Annotated in this window: 21 protein-coding genes; 11 read left to right on the plus strand and 10 right to left on the minus strand. The window is 37.0% G+C overall.

The annotated features are described in order from the left end of the window. Window positions 1-52: 52 nt before the first annotated feature. Entirely contained in the window at window positions 53-1,012 is a 960-nt protein-coding gene (locus DRF60_RS07285) for a D-2-hydroxyacid dehydrogenase (RefSeq protein ID WP_116011440.1), read from the plus strand. A gap of 248 nt (window positions 1,013-1,260) precedes the next feature. On the opposite strand, the gene mscL is transcribed toward DRF60_RS07285, so the two are convergent. Continuing rightward, window positions 1,261-1,641, minus strand: coding sequence for a large conductance mechanosensitive channel protein MscL (gene mscL, locus DRF60_RS07290; protein ID WP_116011441.1), 381 nt, complete (start codon window positions 1,639-1,641; stop codon window positions 1,261-1,263). Between the two features lie 222 nt (window positions 1,642-1,863). Here mscL and DRF60_RS07295 point away from each other — a divergent pair, with 222 nt between their 5' ends. Next, window positions 1,864-3,381 (plus strand): NAD(P)H-hydrate dehydratase, encoded by a 1,518-nt coding sequence (locus DRF60_RS07295; RefSeq protein ID WP_116011442.1) that lies wholly within the window; start codon window positions 1,864-1,866, stop codon window positions 3,379-3,381. 124 nt (window positions 3,382-3,505) lie between these two features. Here DRF60_RS07295 and lgt read toward each other — a convergent pair whose 3' ends face one another. Together lgt and yidD are read right to left on the minus strand one after the other, a co-directional pair. Then, window positions 3,506-4,372, minus strand: coding sequence for a prolipoprotein diacylglyceryl transferase (gene lgt / locus DRF60_RS07300; RefSeq protein WP_116011610.1), 867 nt, complete (start codon window positions 4,370-4,372; stop codon window positions 3,506-3,508). Window positions 4,373-4,795: 423 nt separating this feature from the next. Beyond that, window positions 4,796-5,047, minus strand: a complete 252-nt coding sequence (gene yidD, locus DRF60_RS07305; RefSeq protein WP_185144578.1) for a membrane protein insertion efficiency factor YidD — start codon at window positions 5,045-5,047, stop codon at window positions 4,796-4,798. A gap of 102 nt (window positions 5,048-5,149) precedes the next feature. Here yidD and DRF60_RS07310 point away from each other — a divergent pair, with 102 nt between their 5' ends. Then, window positions 5,150-6,427 (plus strand): replication-associated recombination protein A, encoded by a 1,278-nt coding sequence (locus DRF60_RS07310; protein WP_116011443.1) that lies wholly within the window; start codon window positions 5,150-5,152, stop codon window positions 6,425-6,427. A 59-nt stretch (window positions 6,428-6,486) separates the two neighbouring features. Here DRF60_RS07310 and DRF60_RS07315 read toward each other — a convergent pair whose 3' ends face one another. From DRF60_RS07315 to DRF60_RS07335, 5 genes are all read right to left on the minus strand, one after another. Continuing rightward, the gene (locus DRF60_RS07315) at window positions 6,487-6,927 is read right to left on the minus strand and encodes a hypothetical protein (protein WP_116011444.1); all 441 of its coding nucleotides are present in this window, start codon (window positions 6,925-6,927) and stop codon (window positions 6,487-6,489) included. 207 nt (window positions 6,928-7,134) lie between these two features. After that, window positions 7,135-9,345, minus strand: a complete 2,211-nt coding sequence (locus tag DRF60_RS07320) for a DUF2339 domain-containing protein (protein WP_116011445.1) — start codon at window positions 9,343-9,345, stop codon at window positions 7,135-7,137. Between the two features lie 102 nt (window positions 9,346-9,447). Further along, entirely contained in the window at window positions 9,448-10,170 is a 723-nt protein-coding gene (locus DRF60_RS07325; RefSeq protein WP_116011446.1) for a hypothetical protein, read from the minus strand. A 367-nt stretch (window positions 10,171-10,537) separates the two neighbouring features. Further along, window positions 10,538-11,386 (minus strand): prephenate dehydratase, encoded by an 849-nt coding sequence (pheA, locus tag DRF60_RS07330; protein ID WP_116011447.1) that lies wholly within the window; start codon window positions 11,384-11,386, stop codon window positions 10,538-10,540. A gap of 127 nt (window positions 11,387-11,513) precedes the next feature. Beyond that, complete coding sequence (locus DRF60_RS07335; RefSeq protein WP_116011448.1) at window positions 11,514-11,924, minus strand: acyl-CoA thioesterase; 411 nt, start codon at window positions 11,922-11,924, stop codon at window positions 11,514-11,516. A 136-nt stretch (window positions 11,925-12,060) separates the two neighbouring features. Between DRF60_RS07335 and dnaA the strand changes: the two genes are divergently transcribed. From dnaA to DRF60_RS07355, 4 genes are all read left to right on the plus strand, one after another. Beyond that, window positions 12,061-13,515, plus strand: a complete 1,455-nt coding sequence (dnaA, locus tag DRF60_RS07340; RefSeq protein WP_116011449.1) for a chromosomal replication initiator protein DnaA — start codon at window positions 12,061-12,063, stop codon at window positions 13,513-13,515. Between the two features lie 141 nt (window positions 13,516-13,656). Further along, entirely contained in the window at window positions 13,657-14,106 is a 450-nt protein-coding gene (locus DRF60_RS07345) for a low molecular weight protein-tyrosine-phosphatase (protein ID WP_116011450.1), read from the plus strand. 1 nt (window position 14,107) lies between these two features. Then, on the plus strand, window positions 14,108-14,611 hold the full coding sequence (locus DRF60_RS07350; protein WP_116011451.1) for a DUF4440 domain-containing protein: 504 nt from the start codon (window positions 14,108-14,110) through the stop codon (window positions 14,609-14,611). A 2-nt stretch (window positions 14,612-14,613) separates the two neighbouring features. Beyond that, the gene (locus DRF60_RS07355; RefSeq protein WP_116011452.1) at window positions 14,614-15,312 is read left to right on the plus strand and encodes an SAM-dependent methyltransferase; all 699 of its coding nucleotides are present in this window, start codon (window positions 14,614-14,616) and stop codon (window positions 15,310-15,312) included. A 160-nt stretch (window positions 15,313-15,472) separates the two neighbouring features. On the opposite strand, the gene DRF60_RS07360 is transcribed toward DRF60_RS07355, so the two are convergent. Then, window positions 15,473-15,850 carry a GxxExxY protein gene (locus tag DRF60_RS07360; RefSeq protein ID WP_116011453.1) on the minus strand — a complete coding sequence of 126 codons (378 nt, stop codon included), beginning with the start codon at window positions 15,848-15,850 and terminating at the stop codon, window positions 15,473-15,475. Window positions 15,851-16,087: 237 nt separating this feature from the next. On the opposite strand from DRF60_RS07360, the gene DRF60_RS07365 reads away from it, so the two are divergent. Next, window positions 16,088-16,465: a hypothetical protein gene (locus DRF60_RS07365; RefSeq protein WP_116011454.1), complete on the plus strand. Its 378-nt coding sequence runs from the start codon at window positions 16,088-16,090 to the stop codon at window positions 16,463-16,465. Window positions 16,466-16,539: 74 nt separating this feature from the next. On the opposite strand, the gene DRF60_RS07370 is transcribed toward DRF60_RS07365, so the two are convergent. Further along, a complete protein-coding gene (locus DRF60_RS07370) occupies window positions 16,540-17,451 on the minus strand; it encodes a DUF4349 domain-containing protein (RefSeq protein WP_116011455.1) in 912 nt (303 codons plus the stop codon). 150 nt (window positions 17,452-17,601) lie between these two features. On the opposite strand from DRF60_RS07370, the gene DRF60_RS07375 reads away from it, so the two are divergent. The 3 genes from DRF60_RS07375 to DRF60_RS07385 all read left to right on the plus strand — a co-directional run bounded on the left by DRF60_RS07375 (window position 17,602) and on the right by DRF60_RS07385 (window position 20,953). Then, complete coding sequence (locus tag DRF60_RS07375; protein ID WP_116011456.1) at window positions 17,602-18,669, plus strand: DUF2891 domain-containing protein; 1,068 nt, start codon at window positions 17,602-17,604, stop codon at window positions 18,667-18,669. Window positions 18,670-18,707: 38 nt separating this feature from the next. Then, the gene (locus tag DRF60_RS07380; protein WP_116011457.1) at window positions 18,708-19,553 is read left to right on the plus strand and encodes a helix-turn-helix domain-containing protein; all 846 of its coding nucleotides are present in this window, start codon (window positions 18,708-18,710) and stop codon (window positions 19,551-19,553) included. 89 nt (window positions 19,554-19,642) lie between these two features. Beyond that, complete coding sequence (locus DRF60_RS07385; protein ID WP_116011458.1) at window positions 19,643-20,953, plus strand: TolC family protein; 1,311 nt, start codon at window positions 19,643-19,645, stop codon at window positions 20,951-20,953. Window positions 20,954-20,963 lie beyond the last annotated feature (10 nt).

Consider the following 20,963-nt stretch of genomic DNA (forward strand, 5'->3'; position numbering starts at 1 on the left):
ACTGAAATTCTTTAATTTTTAAATCTCTTCACTTTTAATATCAATTGTATTTATGAAAGTTTTAGCAAACGACGGTCTGGATCAATCTGGCATTGATGCTCTGGCTGAGAAAGGTTTTGAAGTGATCACTGCAAAAGTCCCGCAGGAGTTTTTGGTAGATTACATTAATGAGCATAAGATCCGCACCCTGTTGGTAAGGAGTGCTACACAGGTAAGAAAAGATATTATTGACGGATGCCCATCTATCGAAATTATTGGAAGAGGCGGTGTAGGTATGGATAATATTGATGTAGATTATGCAAGAGAAAAAGGAATTCATGTAATCAATACTCCTTCTGCTTCTTCGGAATCGGTTGCTGAGCTTGTTTTTGCCCATTTATTTTCAGGAGCGAGATTCCTGCAGGATTCCAATAGAAAAATGCCTTTAGTAGGAGATACAGAATTTGCGAGTCTTAAAAAAGCATATACTGCCGGTATCGAATTAAGAGGAAAAACTATCGGTATCGTTGGAATGGGAAGAATAGGACAGGAAGTAGCCAGAATTGCACTGGGATTAGGCATGAGGGTGATTGCTGCTGATAATAATGTAGGAAAAGCAAGCATCAAAGTGAAATTTTACAATAACCAGTTCATTAATGTAGATATAGAAACTGAACCGCTTCAGGATGTTCTGAAACATTCAGATTTCATTACCCTGCACGTTCCGGCTCAGAAAGACGGATACATGATCGGGAAAAATGAGTTTGATATCATGAAAGATGGTGTTGCCATTGTAAATTGTTCAAGAGGCGGTGTTATTGACGAATCAGCTTTAATTGCTGCATTAGATTCAGGAAAAGTGAAATTTGCTGGGTTGGATGTTTTCATCAATGAGCCTACTCCTTCTAAAGAAATACTGAACCATTCAAAGATCTCTCTGACTCCACATACCGGTGCTTCTACTTTGGAAGCTCAGGACAGGATCGGACTATCTCTTGCGGAACAGATTTCAAGTATCTTACAGATTCAGTAACCGCTGAATCGGATAAAATAAAATAAGACCGTCCCTTAATTGAGATGGTCTTTTTATTTTTTCTAAATTAATTGTAAGTCGTACAGATGACCTAAAAAACTGGAACTTTAGGAAATGAATTCTGAGAACGGTAAAAAAACTCTATTGTCTGAGTCTTGAATTTTTGGTTCAATTGCTTCAAAGCAAAGAACAACTCAAAAAATACTGATTAGAAAAAAGACTGTCTCAAAAGGCAGTCTTTTCTGTTTTTATATATTATTTTTACTTTTCAAAAGATCTCTGATCTCTGTCAACAATTGTTGTTCAGCAGTAGGTCCTGCCGGAGCAGCCTCTTCTCTTTTAACAACTTTGTTGGCGCCTTTGATGATCCAGAACAGTACTATAGCGATACATAGAAAACTGATTACAGCAGAAATAAAATTACCGTAAGTCACCCCATTCCATGAAAGCATCGAAATGTTTTCTGCTCCAGCAGCCTTCAGTGCCGGATTCAGTAAAAGCGGAGTAATAACATCTTCTACCAAGGAGGAAACAATTTTCCCGAATGCTCCACCGATGATCACACCCACAGCCAGGTCAAGTACATTGCCCTTAAAAGCAAAATCTCTAAATTCTTTAACAAATCCCATAATTTATATTTTTTAATTAAGTATACGCACAAAAATAGAATTAAAAAACGTAATATAAAGTACTTTTTAGAGTTTTTTGCGCCATAATAATTGAATTACAGGCTGGAATTAATGAGTTTTTTTTAGTGAATTCATTATTTAGGTTAATATTTTATTTTTGTAGTAATTACTGTAAACAGTAAAAGAAAACTTTTGTAATTTGGTTAAAATTTTGCCTATCTTATGAAAGTTTTTACTGCAGAACAAATACGCCAGTGGGACCGGTTTACGATTTGGAATGAGCCTGTTTCGTCTGTACAGCTTATGGAAAGAGCTTCTGAAACATTAGCCGGCTGGATATCAGAAAACTGTAAAAATCACAAAAAAATGGCCATATTCTGTGGCAGCGGCAATAACGGTGGCGATGGACTGGCACTGGCAAGAATACTCTACACGAAAGGCTTTGATGCAGATGTTTTTGTACAAAATCCTAAAGGAAAATTTTCTGATGATGCTTCGGTGAATCTAAAAAGGCTTCGGGATTTTTCCGGAATCTCTGTCAGGGAATTCAAAGAAGCCGTTCAATATAATTTCGACGACAGAACTGTTATTATTGATGCTCTGTTTGGTACAGGGTTGTCACGGCCTCTGGAAGGTGTTGGCAAGCAGGTAATCGAAATGTTAAACGAAAAAAACTGTATTAAAATTTCCGTTGATATTCCTTCCGGACTGCCTGCTGATAGTATACTTGAAAAAGATCCGGTTATATTTAATGCTGATTATACATTAAGCTTACAGTGCTGGAAAAAAAGCTTTCTTCATCCTGAAACAGGTAAGTATGCAGGGAAAGTAATTATTTTGGATATAGGATTGCATCCGGAATATTTAGAATCAGAAGCTGCTGAAGATTTTGTTATTGATGAAAAGCTTATCAATAGAATTTTTAAACCCAGAGAAGATTTTTCCCATAAAGGAACTTATGGGAAAGTGGCAGTTGTGGGAGGAAGTTACGGGAAAATGGGTGCCGCAGTACTGGCCACCAGATCTGCCCTAAAGACCGGGGCGGGGCTTACCTTTACCCTTGCACCAAAATGCGGATATGAAATTCTGCAGATCTCATGTCCTGAAGCCATGTTTATAGAAGGCGGGAATGAGCAGATAGAAGATTTTAAACCGGAAAGTGATACTGTTTATGCGATTGGGCCTGGCCTGGGAACTCATGAAAAGACCGCAAAAGGTTTGCTGGAATTTTTAAAAGGATATAATAGTCCTTTGGTCTTAGATGCAGACGCACTGAATATTATTTCAAAAGATCATAAAAACCTGAAACTGATCCCTCAAAAATCTCTCATAACGCCACATCCAAAAGAATTTGAAAGATTATTCGGTAGCACACAAAACTCTTTTGAAAGACTGAAACTTGCCCGTAAAAAAGCTAAAGAACTCAATATTTATATTGTATTGAAGGATCATCATACCCAGATTGTTACTCCCCAGGGAAATGTTTTCTATAATATCAACGGTAATGCAGGACTTGCCAAAGGAGGGAGTGGGGATATTCTTACCGGTATTCTGGTTTCGCTGCTTGCTCAGGGATATTCTGAAGAAGATACGTGTATTTTAGGAGTCTGGCTTCATGGAAGGGCGGCTGATATGGCTGCTGAAAAATATTCCAAAGAATCTATGTTACCTACAGATGTCATCAATACATTCGGAGATGTTTTCGAGGAATTGAACAGGATAAACAGGATCAGACTATGATAATAGACAGTTTTAATTTTAGAGTAAAACAGAAAACTTCTCATTTGTTTAAATTAATCTTAAAGATTAAAAGAAAAAGGGCAAATTCGCTTATCTGCAAATTTGCCCTTTCCTATTTTTATCATTACTCCGGTTTCTCGTTTTCTGCCTGAGTGATTTTGAATTTTTTTGAAATAATCATGATAACAACTCCCGCAATCATAAACGGAATGGAAAGTACCTGTCCCGTATTCAGCCCTCCAATCTGGATGAATTCGTCTCCCTGAGGTTCCTTCAGGAATTCCACAAAGAATCTTACAGCCCAAAGGATAATAAAGAATAATCCGAATAGCCATCCCTGCTGATATTTTTTGTTTGTTTTTCTGTATAATATCCATAACAACAGGAACAGTAGAAAATATCCGACAGCTTCAAGAAGCTGACCTGGATAGCGGGGAACTGTTGGGCCATATTCACTGCTTTGCTGTGGGAAAAGAATAGCAAGAGGAGAATTGGGATCAACAGCTTTTCCTACGATCTCCGAATTGAAAAAATTTCCTATTCTTACAAATGCACCTCCCAAAGCAACCACAATTCCAATTCTGTCATATACCCAGAATGGATTTTTCTTGATAATCTTAAATGAATAATATAAAGTAGTAAAGATCAAAGCTATTGTAGCTCCATGACTTGCCAATCCGGAGAATCCTGTAAACTTGAACCCGTTTTTAGTGCTTATCGGTAAAAATACGCTCCAGAAATCTTCTTTGAACAGTTCCGGCTGATAGAAAATGACATGTCCTAATCTGGCTCCCAAAATAGTTCCGATCAGCGTCCATGTGAAAAGCGGCTCCAGATATTTCTGGTTAACATTGTCGATTTTGAAGATTCTTAACATTAAAATATATCCAAAACCAAAGGCAAAAACGAACATTAAGCTGTAGAAATGAAGGGTAACCGGTCCCAACTGAATCCCTTTTGAAGGATCCCATATTTTGAAAGGCGTTTCCAAAGCGACACTGTCGGTTCCGTTAATTGGCTTAGCTGTTTTTACAGCATATTTGAATTTGGTGATGTTGTCTTGTGTGGCAGGACCGTCAATTAGCTTAAAATCTTTATCGAAAAGCTGATAGTGCAAACTCTTATACTTCTCTAAAGTGGTAGCGCTGTAATTAAAGTACGCAGGTTCAAAATTGGATTCGTTCAGAATAACCAGGATGTTGCTGTCTGTGGCTTTTTCCGGGAAAGCATTAAGGTCACCTACTTCGGTAGTGGAATAGATCTTTACCGGAACACTGCCTCCATTTACTTTCAGGGTTCCGTCAGATAATTCTCCCGGATATTGCTGGGCAAACGCAGATTGTGTAATGAATACAAATACGATGAGGTAAATTCTGAAAAATAGATTACTCATTTCTATTAATTTAATAGTTTGTTACTGATTTAATTTTTTCGGAGGAACAGGATCGTAACCGCTGCCTCCCCACGGATGGCATTTTGAAATTCTTTTGATACCCAGCCAAAGCCCTTTGAAAATACCATGTACCTGAAGGGCTTCTACCATATAATGAGAACAGGTAGGTTCGTAACGGCAGTTTTTGGGAAGTAGGGGCGAAATAAACCACTGGTAAAATTTTATCAAAATTACCAAAGGAAAACTAATGATTTTATTGAATGTAAGTTTCAAAACAATGCAAAAATAGGGTAAAAAAATTAAAATTAGTTTAATTTTGTTATAAGTTTCAGAGACCCAAAAGCCTGAATCCGTTTATCCTAAAAATAAATTATCTTGAGCCAAAATATTCCATTAGCCGAAAAGTTAAGACCTAAAACTCTGGACGAGGTTCTGGGGCAGGAGCATCTTACCGGTGAAAAAGGTACGATCAGGAAAATGATCGAAAATAATGCATTGAATTCCCTGATTCTCTGGGGACCTCCGGGTACCGGAAAAACAACCCTGGCTGAAATTATTTCTGAAAAATCGGGCAGGAAATTCTATAAGCTCTCCGCAGTTTCTTCGGGAGTAAAAGATGTGCGGGATGTAATTGAGGATGCTAAAAAACAAAACCTGTTTTCAGGAAAATCTCCCATTTTATTCATAGATGAGATTCATAGGTTCAATAAATCACAGCAGGATTCATTATTGCATGCTGTTGAGAAAGGATGGATTGTACTGATTGGTGCCACTACAGAAAACCCAAGCTTTGAAGTGGTATCCGCTCTTTTATCTAGAAGTCAGGTTTATATTCTGAAAGCCTTAAGCTATGAAAAGCTTGAAGAATTAGCCGATACCGCCACCCAGCGATTCAATAAGGATGAAGGAACCTCTTTTAAGATTGCTGAAAAAGGAGCATTTATTCAGTATTCAGGAGGGGATGCCCGCAAACTGATCAATTCTGTAGAACTTGTTCTTAATCAATATGTGAATTCAGATAAAGAAGAAATCAATAACTCGGATGTCCTGGACATTCTGCAGGAAACGATGGCGCTCTATGACAAAAACGGCGAGCAGCATTATGATATCATCTCTGCTTTTATAAAATCTATGCGGGGAGGTGACCCGAATGGTGCTGTCTATTGGCTGGCAAGGATGATTGCAGGAGGTGAGGATATCAAGTTTATTGCCCGTAGAATGCTTATTCTTGCGGCTGAAGACATCGGGCTGGCAAATCCGAACGCTTTGGTGATCGCCAACAACTGCTTTCAGGCCATTAATGTTATAGGAAATCCGGAATCAAGAATTATTTTAAGCGAAACAGCAGTTTATTTGGCTGTTTCTCCTAAAAGCAATTCGACATACATGGCTATTAATGAAGCATTGGCTCTCGTAAAACAAACTGGAAACCTGCCGGTGCCTTTACATCTGAGAAATGCACCAACCAAGCTGATGAAAGATCTTGATTATGGTAAAGAATATAAGTATGCCCATTCATACGAGGGAAATTTTGTTGAGCAGGATTTCCTGCCTGAGGAAATTAAAGATGTAAAACTTTACCAGCCGGGAAACAATGCTACAGAAAAAAAAATCTACGAAGAACTTAAGAAAAAATGGAATAACCGGTATTAAAAGCAAAAGGATACTTTCAAAAGTATCCTTTTATGATGTAATTTTATTTTAGGTGTCGTTTATTTTATACTACTAGTGGTTAGGAAAACTGTTTTCCTTCCGTTATGATCCTTAACTTCTACATTACCCATGATGTCGCCATAGATCTTTGTATTTGTATCGGAAAATTCATAGCCTTCAATAAAAACTGGAGTGTTTTCAGGCAACTCGTACTGTGAGTTCAGTTGAGCTAAAGATATTATATCCAAACCGTCATAGCCGTTTTTGATTTTAAATTCAGTCAACCCTTTTTCTGCAATGAAGCTGTATTTTTTTAAACCCTGTGGCAGTGCTGAAGGACCTTTGTAGATATTAGAACTCTGAACAATGGCTTTTCTTGCACTGAACATGCCTACTGTTCCGACAATATCATTGGCAACGGCAAACTTTATAGAAGGGTTTTTCTGGGCAGATAATGCTACAGAGGATAATATTAAAAAAGAATAGAGTATTTTTTTCATAACCAGAATATATAACTGTTAAAAACTGGATAAATATAATTAAATTTTACAAAATGTGAATGAATTTTTGTGATATTTTAAATATTATCTAGAAATAAAAACTATTGTTAAGGATTTTTGATTTTAAAAGAAGGTTTTCTATAGCCTGTTTTATGAGAATGATGCTGGCAAGTTATATGGTAAATATAGTAACTCCGGCTTTCGTTATTATCCCTCTTTTTCTTCCTTCTTTGTATCCACCATATTCCTGATAATGTTTTTCAGTCTTTGGAAGGTGAAAGAGCTCAATAATAAAATAACGCCTAGTATTATAAATGCGGTAATTCTTGAGATATTATCCATCTGCCAGACATCATAACTATAAAGTTTCAGCACCATAATTCCTATGAGTACAAAGCCAATCCTGCCATATTCAGGAATATTCTTTTTTAAGCTGATATAAATAAAAATACTGGCAAGAACAGTCCAGATGATCGGAAGATAGAGAATATTAAAATGTTCTTTCGTTTTATAGACCAGCGAAATGTCGTTTACGGAGCTTAGGATGTAAGTGTGATAGAATCCGCAGCTTACTGCAATAACAAGTGTTACTGAAATTATCCAGTAAGAGAGCTTTGTTTTATAAAAACCAATACTGGCAGCTGCGTTCCACAATATGTATGTAAAAGGAATCCAATGAAGAAAATGGATCATATAAAAACCGAATGTAAGTTTCTTTTTTAAAACCGATGTAACAACCTCTGATGCTGCAAATGAGGCATTTAAGGCAATAAGGATAAATAGCAGGTAAATAAGCCCAGTCTGGATAATGCTTTCAATACCCAGCTTTTTCCTGAGTATCATCAGGGCAAAAATATAATAAATGCTGAATAGCAAACCAATACTTACAACAGCCGGCCATGGCATATCCGAGATATGATAGCTGATCTCCAGCAGCAGGGCAATATATATAACGCTATAACTTACAATAGCAAAAATATTTTCAAAAAAACTATCCTCCTGCTTTTGTGTTTCGTTGATCTTTTTCAGTAAAAAGAGATTCACGATCGTAGTGGTAACAGTCACAAGGCTCGTTAAAAAAACAGGATTGAATACAGCAGCCATATTGTCTTTGTTCAGATATTCAGACCAGGTCATGATTTGTGCAATAATGACAAGGGGGAAAAGTACATAAAAGCAAGTTTTGAAAATGCTGTGTCTGCTTTTTTTCCATATATAAAGAAGAAGCGTCGCTTCCACGGCCCAGACAGTTGTAATAAGATGACTTTTGAACTGAAGGGCAACAGCTATCGTAATAAGGCTGATCGTAAGTGCCGCAAAAATAGAATAGCTGAAGCCGAAGTTCCTTTTCCCATACTCTCTTAAAAGCAGCAGGGCATTGATAACGGCAAAAAGCAGCGGGAAAATAATTACAGGCTCATAGCTTAAGGTATGGAATATATAAATCAGGCCAATAATACTGGAAAAATTAATTAACACCAGCATGAAAGTATCCCACGATGAAAGTATATTTTTTTTGATGTGATCCTGTAGCGCAAAAATGTAGAAAATAATATAATTAATGATATAGAAAACAATACTGAGTAGTTCGGGGTGTTCTACAGTCCAGAAGAACAGATAGATACTGGTGAAAGTATAAGAGGTCCATCCCACGCTTTTCCAGCGTTTTAAAAATGCTGTGGTGAGCATGCCAATATTTAGCAGAGTAAGATACGTGAAAAGAAATAGATAATTACTCTGTCCCGTACTGATCATCAAAGGAGCAGAAAATCCGCCCAGCATTGCAAAAATAATCAACACTTCACTTTTATAATAATAGGCGAGGGCAATAGAAATAATGGTAACAATAGTAGTAATAATGAAAGCAGTATTTTGGGTAAACAGGTGATATTCCCGGAAAGCAATGGTAGTGGTGAAATAGAGAACAGCAATTCCGCCTCCCGTGATGATCGATGCGAAAACAGCATAGTTTTTTCTCAGAAAATGTCCTGTCAGCATAATCCCGGCTCCAACTGCCAGGCCTATTCCTGCTCGCGCTGTTTCTCTGATCCAGTTTTTGTCTATAGCATATTTTACAAAGTAACCAATTCCAAGAACAAGCGTGAAAATACCGATAATGGTCAGGATATTTTGTTTTAAAAACTCAAAAACAGGTTCCATCCAGTCTCTTTGAGGTTCAGTGGGTGCTTCATCAGAAATGTTGGCTGCAGGCAGTATGCCCTCCTGTACCAGTTGAGGTGCCGGAATCTCTTCATTGGCCAGCGGTTGTTTGAAGGTATCTGCATTTTGTTGAGATTGATTGATTTTTACCCGTAAATCAAAAACCTCCTTTTCAAGCTTCCTGATCTTGTGATTAAGATTATTGAAAATAAAAAAGATGACCACAATGATTAATATGACTGCAAGAAACCCACTCATTCTTTACTTTTTATCAAATATAAATAAATGTGACAGGATAAAAAATTAATCCATCACAGAATATGTGATGGATTAACTGTGCAGAGTGATTAAATTTATCTGTTAATTAGATACTTTGTGGATATGGAAAGATCCAATACTTGTTCCTAATAATCCTGCTTCAAGGGCTGAAGATCCAGTAAGTCCAAATGAAATTTTATCTCCGGCCTGGAATGTATACAGTGAATTAATTGTACTTTCAGAAATAGTTAAGCTTAAAACAAGCGGAATTGTTATACCGCTGAATACACGGCTGTCAATAAGAGTACCAACACCAGCTCTGTTTCTGAAAATTCCGATACCCGGAGTATTCGTAAGTAAGGCAGCCTGAAGGCCTGCGCCGTAACGGAATGTAAAACCTACCTGGTAAACACCGTTAGAGGGTATCGTATACGTGTTGTCCGTATCAGAGAATAATGCTGCGGATCCTACTGTTCTTTCAGAAGCTAAAAAATTGACAGCCCTGAACCCGGTTGGAAAAAGACCTAGACTGATCAGAGTGATTCCGGTAGTTTTCTTCGCTGCATATACGGAGGTATTAACACCAGCTGCAGCTGTGGCAGCATCGATAATCAACTGAGGGTCTACTTTAGCAACTTGAAATGTTCCATCGTTCACCACCATAATAGTATATCCGGGCAAAGCGGGGATCATTTGGGTGTCCCTTACTTTCAAAGTTCCATTCACATCCAGGGTAGCGCTCGGGTTAGCTGTATTAATACCAACTTGGGAAAAAGCGGGAAGTGTAAATAAAGCTAAGAGCAAATTGTAAATTTTAGTTTTCATTATGTAAGTTTTTCAATTAGTTTTCAGAATAACACAGCAAAAATCATGCCTTGTATTATGTTTTTTTTAAACATATGTTTATTATATTGTTAATAATTTGTACAAATGTTTGTATTGTAATGTATATTATTTTGTAATATAATTATGTGTTAATATATTATAAAGTAATAACAGAGTAAAAATACTTAATTTATTTAATATCCTCATATTATAAATTAAATATTTTAAATATCGTTTTAATTATCAGTAAACGTGATGATTATGTGTCTGTTTTGATAGCGTATTTCAAGGAATTGTGATAAGAAAAGCGGATTGTAAACAAAAAACACTGCCATAAAAGCAGTGTTGTTGGGTTACCTGTGTAATTTTAGCTTTCGAGGAGGAATTCTTTATAATTACCCAGAAAGTCAACCTCCGCATTAATTGACTGAAGTTCCAAAAGAGCATTTCCATGAAGTACTTCTTCCCACTTTCCAACCACATTAATAAAGAAAAAGTAATTACCGAGGCCTGTTTTTAGTGTTCGGGATTCAATTTTGCTGAGGTTCATCTTTCGCCAGGCAAAAACAGACAGGACCTGATGAAGTCCACCCGCATGATCCTCAGGAAGGTTGATCAGCATACCGGATTTCTCTCCCAGTACCTCAAGGCTGGTGTTATGGTAAGCCGGCTGCTGTTTGGTAATGACTATAAAACGGGTATGATTCTGTTCAAAATCCTGAATATTCCGGTGAACGATTTTTAATCCGTACAGATTGGCGGCAAACTGATTGGCGACGGCAGCTATTTTCAAATCTTTATTTTCAGAAACATATTTGGCTGCTGCTGCAGTAGAAGAAAAATCCTGTCTTGTTACTTCTTTATGATGCGTATCCAGAAAATGGAAACTTTGAGCCAAAGCCTGTGGATGAGAATATATTTTCTCTATTTCTTCCATACTGTTCTCAGGATGAATCATCAAATGGTGGGCAATAGGCATCACTCCTTCCGCTTCAATTTTAATGGAGGGTGTTTTATATAAATAATCCAGGGTCATAGAAACTGTTCCTTCAATAGAATTTTCCAAAGGAACAACAGCTTTTTCAGCTTCTCCGTTGCTAACAGCATTAAAGCAGTCCAAAATATTGGCCTGCGGTAAAAGTTCTTCCCCGGGGAAAAGTTGTGTGGCCGCAAGCTGTGTGAAACTTGCGTGGGGTCCCAAAAATGCGATCTTCATACGTTATATAAAATGTTATGATATTTAGAATTATAATTGATGGACAAAGATGCAAATTAGTTTAAAAAGAATCACCTTCCATTAGTGATATCCTGATTTTTATCTGGCAACTGCTGCCTAAGATCTGCTATTTGTTCCAATTTTGCTCAATAAGCTTCATCAGGAAATCCGGACACCTTATAATTTTATTGGTTTTTGCATCCAGAAAGAATAGGGTAGTGGATGCTTCCGTAATCTTTACTTTTTCTTCATTAAAAATTTCATATTCAAATTCAATCCTTACCCCCGGAATTTTTTTTACGTAGGTATGAATTTCTAATTTTTGGTCGTAAAGCGCTGGGCGGATGTACTTAATTTTATAATCTGAAACAGGCAGCCAAATTCCTTGGTTCTCAATTTCATCGTATGACATTCCTATGCTTCGGAAGAGTTCCACTCTGCCAATTTCAAGATACTCTGCATAGTTGCCATAGTACACATATTTCATAGGGTCTGTTTCTCCGTAACGTACTCGTATTGAGTGGGTTGTATGTATCATTTTTAGTCCTTATTTACACATACAAATATATTTTTAAATAATCAATACCTGCAATATTTTTTTTTGAAAAGAAAAAATTGGACCTTTGTCTTCCTTCTACAAAAAGTACTAACAAAGATTTAATCGGGGCATAAATATGGATGAAAATTTAATGATGATATGGCAGAAGTGTCTTCAGTTCATGCGTGATAATTTAAACGCAGCTGAGGATAATTCTGATCTTAAGAAGCTTGAAAAATCCTTCGACATGCTATTCGATAAGGTACAGCCACTTTCATTGGTTGCGAATAACCTTACGCTTATAGTGCCGAGCGATTTTTACAAGGAATATATTGAGGATAATTACCTGTCCCTGCTTTCTGCTGCCCTGAAGAAAAATCTTGGAAAAGGAGTTAAACTATGGTATTCTGTCATGGAAAACAGGCCTACCGGAGAGGAGAAGCCAGTGACTATGAATATGAAGGGAAAAAGCGTTCCTACTCCAAAAATGCAGGAAACAATGCCGCAGGGATTCTCTGCAAATATTGTAAACCCTTTTGTAGTTCCTGGAATAAGAAAAGTAAATATAGATTCGAATCTGAAGTCTGATTATTCTTTTGATAATTATATAGAGGGTGAGAGTAACAAATTTGCTGCTACAGTGGCGAGATCAATTGCTAAAAGACCGGGAGCAACAGCTTTCAACCCATTATTTCTTCACGGAGGGTACGGAGTTGGAAAGACACACCTGGGACAGGCTGTAGGTCTTGAGGTAAAAAATCAGTTTCCGGATAAAGTAGTGCTTTATCTGTCCTCAGAAAAATTTATCCAGCAGTTCATTTCAGCAGCAAAAGCCCATAAGCAGACTGAGTTTGCGAACTTTTACCAGATGGTTGATGTTTTGATTATTGATGATATACAGTTCCTGTCAGGTAAATCTGCCACACAGGACAGTTTCTTCCACATCTTTGACCATCTTCACCAGAACGGAAAGCAGATCATCCTTACCTCAGATAAGGCACCTGCAGATATCATGGATATTCAGGAAAGAATTGTTTCCCGTTTCAAATGGGGACTTTCTGCCGAAATTAAATCACCGGATCTTTCTACAAGAAGACAGATCATAGTAGATAAACTGAGCAGAGACGGAATTGTTCTTCCTGGTGATATGCTGGATTTCCTTGCTGCTGAAGCTAAGACGAATGTAAGAGAGCTTATTGGAGTCATTAACTCTGTGATCGCTTATTCTACTGTTTATAAAACAGACTTAAGTCTTGAATTACTGAAAGATACGATCAATAAGATTGCAGCCAACCAGAAGAAGGTGATCAATATTCCTTATATTCAGGAGGTGGTATGCGATTATTTCGGAATCAAAAAAGAACAGCTTCTTTCTAAAACAAGAAAAAGAGAAATTGCACTTCCAAGACAATTGGCGATGTATTTTTCAAAAGAGCTGACTAATGCTACCTTTACAAAAATAGGCGAAGAGATGGGCGGAAAAGACCATTCAACGGTAATGTACGCCTGCGATACCATTAAAGATGTATCAAAAATTGATAAAGAAGTAAAGAAGTACGTAAAAGATCTTGCTGAAAGAATCAAAAAATAGAAATAATTTAATCTGAATAAATTGAAATGGAGAATAGTTTTATTCTTCATTTTTTATTTAGTTTTGCTGCTGAATGTTATGATTTCGCATCCTTAATTGTCTTATGTATAAATCATTTAATCTTTCAATTAATAAAATGCTATGAAAATATTGATGGTCTGCCTCGGCAATATCTGCAGAAGTCCTTTAGCAGAAGGTATTATGAAGACAAAGGTCCCGGAAAGTTTTTTTGTAGACTCAGCCGGAACAATCTCTCTGCACGAAGGGGAAGCTCCTGATAAAAGAGCTGTAAAAACAGCTGCAAACCATCATATTGATATTTCGCAACAAAGGTCCAGACCTATTACTAAAACTGATTTTGATACTTTTGATAAGATCTACTGTATGGATATTGATGTATATGAAGATGTGGTTTCAAAAGCACAGAATGAAGAACAGCACCAGAAAATATTATTATTTATGTCTGCACTGGGAGATCATAAAAATACAGAGGTTCCTGATCCTTACTGGGGAGATATGAAGAATTTTGAAGATGTTTTCCAATTGTTGGATAAAGGCTGTGACGCTATTAAAAACCAAATTCTATCATAATATGAAAACATTAATTCTCACACTTCTCTTAAGCTTTAATTTTTCTTTTGCCCAAACCCAGGACGAAACTGAAATCCGGAAAGTAATGGAAGAATTTATGCAGTGTATCAAAACCAGGGATGAAGCCAAATTTGCATCTTTATTTCAGGATCCTGTACTTTGGACCGGAATATATAATGATAGAACCCAGGCCAAACGTCTGGAAAAAAATCCAAAAGCGGAATACTATTTTACGGATGATTATAAAGCCTTTATCAGAGGCTTTAAAGATAATAAATCTGAAGAAAAATTCGACAATATCAAAATCATTGAAGACGGAGCTGTAGCTTCTGCCAATTTTGACTATAGTTTCTGGTATGATGGGAAAATGGAAAATTGGGGTAAAGAAATCTGGACCCTGATGAAGATCCACGGAATATGGAAAATTACTTCAGTTACCTTCTCTATGGATCTTACGGAATATTTCCCTCAACCTACACTAAAAGAAAGAACTAAAAAACAATAAAAATGCTTTTTTTACTCCCAGCCTATTTATCGGAAAATACTTCTATCACTCACTTTTCACCCGTACTGAAAGATTATATTATGCAGACGGACTATTTCTTTGTGGAAAATGAAAAAACAGCCAGAAAGATTATTAAATTCTTTGCTCCCGAAAAGAAGCAGTCTGATTTGAAGCTTTTTCTGCTTGACAAGTACACGGAAAATGCTGATATCAAAGAAGCTCAAACACTTATGCTGCAGGGACAGGACTTTGGGCTCCTTTCCGAGGCCGGGCTTCCATGTATTGCGGATCCCGGAAACCTGATTGTGAAATGGTGTCATGAAAAAAATATAAGAGTAATTCCTGTTTCAGGACCTTCATCCATCATTTTAGCGTTAATTTCCAGCGGATTTAATGGTCAGGAATTTACATTTCACGGTTACCTTCCGATAGATAAAGGAGAAAAGAAAAAGCAGATCCAGCGTCTGGAAAGTTTGGTGCAACAGACAGGATATTCTCAAATCTTTATGGAAACTCCGTACAGAAACAATCCGCTTTTTGAAGACCTTACCAAATTCTTATCGCCGAATACAAAGCTCTGCATCGCAGCAAATATTAACGATCCGGAGCATGAATTCATCCAGACAAAAACCATTAACGACTGGAAAAAAGCAAAGCCGGAACTCCACAAAATTCCTGCGGTATTTGTCTTAGGGAAATAGTTCTCACAACGTCATTGCGAATTGAAAGTGAAGCAATCTCTACAGTAATTTGTCTATTATATCTCTCGCAGATTTAGTAGATTGAGCAGATCGTTTTGTGAGTATTATAAATCTGCGTAATCAGCTAAATCTGCGAGAGACTACTATGCATCATAAAATATTATAGATTATTAACGACTCTTTTTACCCCATCTAAAATATTGGTAGTATTAAAGTTAACCAACAATCCCAATTTCTTATTGGAAAGCTTTAGATAAGTAGTAAGTTGTTTAAAATGAATATCATCTAGGTTTTTTACGGATTTGAGTTCCAGAATTACTTTATCTTCAACCAGAATATCTATTCTAAAGTTGAAGTCAAATTCTTTGCCATCATACACTATTGGAATCGCTAATTCAGATTGTACATCAAGCCCATTCTCCTGTAATTCATAGATAAGAATTTTGTGATAAACAGTCTCCAAGAGGCCTGGTCCCAGCTTGTTGTATACATTAAAGATACATTTTCTTACAATGTAAGAAATTTCATTTTCATTCATTTTGAGTTGTGTTTTAATCTTTACTAATTTAAATATTTTCAAGGATTAATTTTTTCTCACAGATTACATCATTATAATGTCCAAAAAATCTGCCCGATCTGCGAGAGATATAAAATCATTTATCAGTTTGAAGCTGTTTCATTACCATCTTACCTATAAATAAACATTTAACAGCCCTTAACATGCCCTTTGCACCATTCTTGTTCTGTACAGTTTATAACACCAAAAAAATAAATTATGTCAGATAAGAAATTAGCAGGACTTTGGATAGATACAGAAAAAGCAATTGTTGTAAAGAATCACGATGCACAGAATGCATTCAAATTTTTCCTGTGCAGTCCCGTAAAAGCAGAAATACAGCATGGAAATTCAAGTGAAAATGCAGGAAATAATGCAGAACGTACCAACAGGGTAAAGTTCTTTAAAGAAATAGAACATCTTCTGACCAATTCCCAGGAAGTTTACATTACAGGTCCGGGAACCATTCAGGAAGAGCTTAAAAACTATCTCCATGATACAGCACAATTTAAAAATTTAACGATAACATTAGATACAGCACAGAAAATGTCGGAGGAACAAGTGCTGGAAACAGTTAAAGAGTTTTACAATGCTTAATCATTGAAAAAGCAATAAAAATCCGGATATCAGCAATGATATCCGGATTTTGGTATCTACAAAATATTAATTTGCTATTTTGATCTTCCTGACTTCCATTTTCGCCATAAGAAGATGATAATTGGAATAAGTAGCATAAACGGCCATAAAGAAATAATTCCCAATAGAAAACTCATAAAGCTGTTCCACCCTTCAGTGATAGAATCTGCAAAACGGCTTCCAAAACCAATTTTTGAGGTAGCTGAGCTTCTTACTTTTTCTTTGTATAAACTCAGATTGAGTGTGCTGTAATTCACCCGGTCGTCAATGAAGCGAAGTCTGCCTTCCGCTATATCAATTTCATCTTCCAGCTCTCGGATGGTCTCCTGAATTTCGATCATGTCTTTTGTAGTAGAAGCACTTCTAAGCATATCGCGGTATTTCTCGATATAGATCTTTTTATTGGCCAATTTGATAGAGACATCGGTATATTCTTCAGTGACGTCATTAGATGAGATATTTTTGGATAAAACAGAACCCACTCCGTCAGAAAATGAATTAATGAGCGCATCGAAATTTTTATGCGGGACACGGATAACAAGGTCTAAATTGTCATCTAGGTCAGTGTTTTGAAACTGTTCAGTTTGAATATAAGCATTATTTTTTTTCAGAATATCTTCTACCTGATTCTGAGCTTTCTTAATATCTCCCACCTGGATTTTCATATTGCCGTTTTTAATGATCTTTTTGGCAATAGTGTCCAGCTTTTTCGGGGCTATAGAAGGTTGCGCAGATTTATTAACGGGTTCTGATTTTTCAGAAATAGAGCTAGCAGGAGCCATTTGATAAACTTCTTTTGGCGCTGGAGGAGCCTCCACTTCATACTCAGCGACTGCTACTGCTTTATCAGCTGCTACTGCCGGAGAGGAATTGGCAACGTCCAGTTCAGATTTCTTACAACCGCTCATCAATAGAAGTATACATAAAGGTAGAAATAATTTTTTCATAAATATTTTTTAAGGAATCTTATCAAAAATTATGCTTAAATCTTTATTTTATTGAATACTTACATTCTTTTATTGATATCTTTAGGATTTAGCTATTTTAATGAAGTTTAAAAATAGCTTGGGATCTAAATTTTTTTCTATTTTTATTGAATGAAAAAAAGTCTTTTAGCGTTCACGCTTTTTCCTTTTTTGATCTGCGCCCAGGAAGTTCCGAAACTTACCGATGAAATGGCAGCTAAATTATTGGAAAAACCACTTCACTGCATCAACCAGGAATATCCCAATAAAACGGCGCATATTATCAACAACGCCGGCGAGGTTACTTTGACTCCAAAAGATCTTCACCCAAGTTTTTATGGCTGTTTCGACTGGCATAGTTCCGTTCACGGGCATTGGATGCTTGTGAGATTGTTGAAAACGAAACCCAATCTGGCTAATGCAAAAGACATTGAAGAAATCCTTGATAATTCGTTAAGTAAAGAAAACCTGCAGGCCGAAGCCGATTATTTTACAAAATATCAATTAACCACTACATTTGAAAGAACCTATGGCTGGGCATGGCTGCTGAAGCTTGATGAGGAGCTGACCACCTGGAATCATCCCAAAGCTAAAATCTGGCACGAAAATTTAAAACCCCTGACAGATCAGATTTTAAAATCCTGGAAGGCCTATCTTCCCAAACAAACCTATCCGAACAGAACCGGCGTTCACCCGAATACAGCGTTTGGCCTGGCTTTCGCGATCGATTGGGCCAGAGCAAATAAGGATCAGGAATTCGAAAATCAGCTTAAAGAAAAAGCGAAATATTTTTACGCTAAAGATCAGAAAACTCCAGCCTATCTGGAACCTGACGGATCAGACTTCTTCTCGCCAAGCCTCGAAATTGCAGACCTGATGAGAAGAGTACTGCCTCAGAAAGAATTTGTCCTATGGCTGAATAATTTTTATGAGAAAAGAAGCTTAGAGAATATTGAAAAAATCCCTGTCGTAAGTGATTTAAGCGATTACCAGACCGTTCATCTTGTAGGTCTCTCTTTCTCCAAAGCATGGTGTATGAAAGGAATATCCAAAGCCCTTCCTGACGGACATCCTCTGAAAAAAGATTTTAAGAAAACGGCAGATGTGTTTTTAGCGAATGGACTTCCTTTATTATTTCAGGGGAATTATGGAGGAGACCACTGGCTGGCAAGCTTTGCGGTGTATTCTCTGGAAGACTGAATATTGTAAACACAGAATATATTGGTTACATTTGTTTTATGTCAGCCTTAGAAAAATTCGGTGTTGAAATTTTTACACAGCACAATATTTTCGAGAGAATTTCTGCGGATAAGCCTTTCCGTCCGGAAAATCCTGCCTTTATTTTTATTAAATCAGGTACTATAAAGCTCCGTCAGCATTTCAGTGATCTGGAGCTTTCTGCCAATATGTTTATGGTTACTGACCCTCAGACAATCTATGAGGTGGTTTCCGTAAGCGGAGATTTTCAGTCAAGAATGGTTTCTTATAAAAGAGAATTTATCTCTGCTTTATCATTGAAATTCAACCGACTGATTACTTACCGCTATTTTCGCCAGCAAATGAATAAAGGGGTCCCTTTTCCTGAAAACGAAATGGAAGTGGTTTGGAAAAGTGTCAATTTTCTGAAATTTATTCTGGATTCAGATGCAGACATGCTCTACAAAAAAGAAATGGTGGAACATCTTTTCTCTGTTTTCTGCTACCAGATGGCCGGAATTATTTCTAAAGAGGATAATAATTCTATGAACCAGATGTCCAGGCAGGAAGAGATTGTTTTTGTATTCCTGACAGATCTCGCAGAACATCATCTGACAGAAAGAACCGTTGAGTTTTATGCCGAAAGGCAGTCGATTACAACCAGACATCTTTCCTCAGTCGTGAAATCCATTACCGGAAAATCTGCCAGCCAGATCATTGCCTTAATTGTAATGAATGAAGCCAAAGTGCTTTTGAACTCTTCCAATAAACCTGTTTCAGAGATTTCTTCAATCCTCGGTTTCAGCGATCAATATGCATTTTCTCACTTTTTTAAAAAGCATCTCGAAGTAAGCCCAAGACAGTACAGACATCAGTTTGAAAGTTAAAATCTTACATTTGAACATCTTTTTCCAAAATTCAAACATTTGATTGATTTTGTTGCTGCCGTAACTTTGCCTTCGTAAAACAAGGTAAAATGACAAATAATGTAAAAACAGCACTATCATTAGTGATAGCTCTATTCCCTGTGCTGTTTTTTTCTCAACAGATCAAACAGATGACCGCAGGTGAGGCGGCCGATATGGCTGTTAGAAATCATCAGCAATTAAAAGTGGCTGCACAGAATATTGAGATTGCAAAACAAAATACAAATGTTGCAAAACTTCAAAAGCTCCCTAGTATTATGGCTTCTACAAGCCAATTCTATTTAGGCGATGCTGTAGCGATTGATAAAGATTTTTCAAATTCAATCCATATTCCGATGCCACATTACGGAAGTTCATATGCCATACAGGCAACCCAACTCATCTTTAAAGGAGGTTTAGTGAATAAATCCATTGAAATGGCCGGGCTTCGTGAACAGCTTTCTGAACTGGATCTTGAAAAAAATAAGCTTGATGTAAAATTTCTCGTGATCTCCAATTATCTGGATGTCTATAAAATGTTCAATCAGGAAACGGTCTTTCAGAATAACAAAAAGCTGGCTCAGGAACGCCTCAAAAATATTCAGAAATTCTATCAGCAGGGAATGGTGACCCGAAATGAAGTGATCCGTGCAGAACTGGCGATCAAAAATCTGGATCAGGGAATTCTGACGTTGGCGAATAATAAAAAAATTCTTAATTACAATTTAAATATCGCATTAGGGCTTCCTTCAGAAACAGAGATTGTTCCCGTTGAAAGTTTAACGGATAAAGAATCCGGAATCGGTATGGATTACTATATGGAGCTTGCCCATGACAGCAACCCTCAGTTGAAATCGGCGAAGAAAAATATTGATGTTGCTGATAAAAACATAGAAATTATTAAAACAGACCAGCTGCCGACACTTTCCGGGTTCGGAGGCTATACTTTGCAACGTCCGGTTACCACAAGAAATCCTGTTCTGGATATGTATTCAGGAGGATGGCAGGCGGGTGTTTCCCTGAGCTACAATATTGATAATCTATACAAGACAAAAGAGAAAGTAAAGCTTGGTGAGCTACAAAAAACACAGGCAGGAGATGCCGTGACCCTGGTTCAGCAGAATGTAGATATGGCAGTCAATGCAGCCTATGTAAAATACCAGGAATCTATCCAGCAGGCTAATATTCTGAATGATGCAAAAAGGCTGGCGGAAGAAAACTATAAGATCACTGAAGCTAAATATTTAAACCAATTGGCGGTACAGGCAGAAATGATTGATGCACAGAACCAGAAACTTCAATCGGAACTGGATTATGCCAATGCAGAGATCAATGTACTGTATCAGTATTATAACCTGCTGAAGTCTGCAGGAACACTTTAATTTTAAAACT

Origin of the sequence: Chryseobacterium elymi (assembly GCF_003385495.1) — a bacterium.
Taxonomy (GTDB): domain Bacteria; phylum Bacteroidota; class Bacteroidia; order Flavobacteriales; family Weeksellaceae; genus Chryseobacterium; species Chryseobacterium elymi.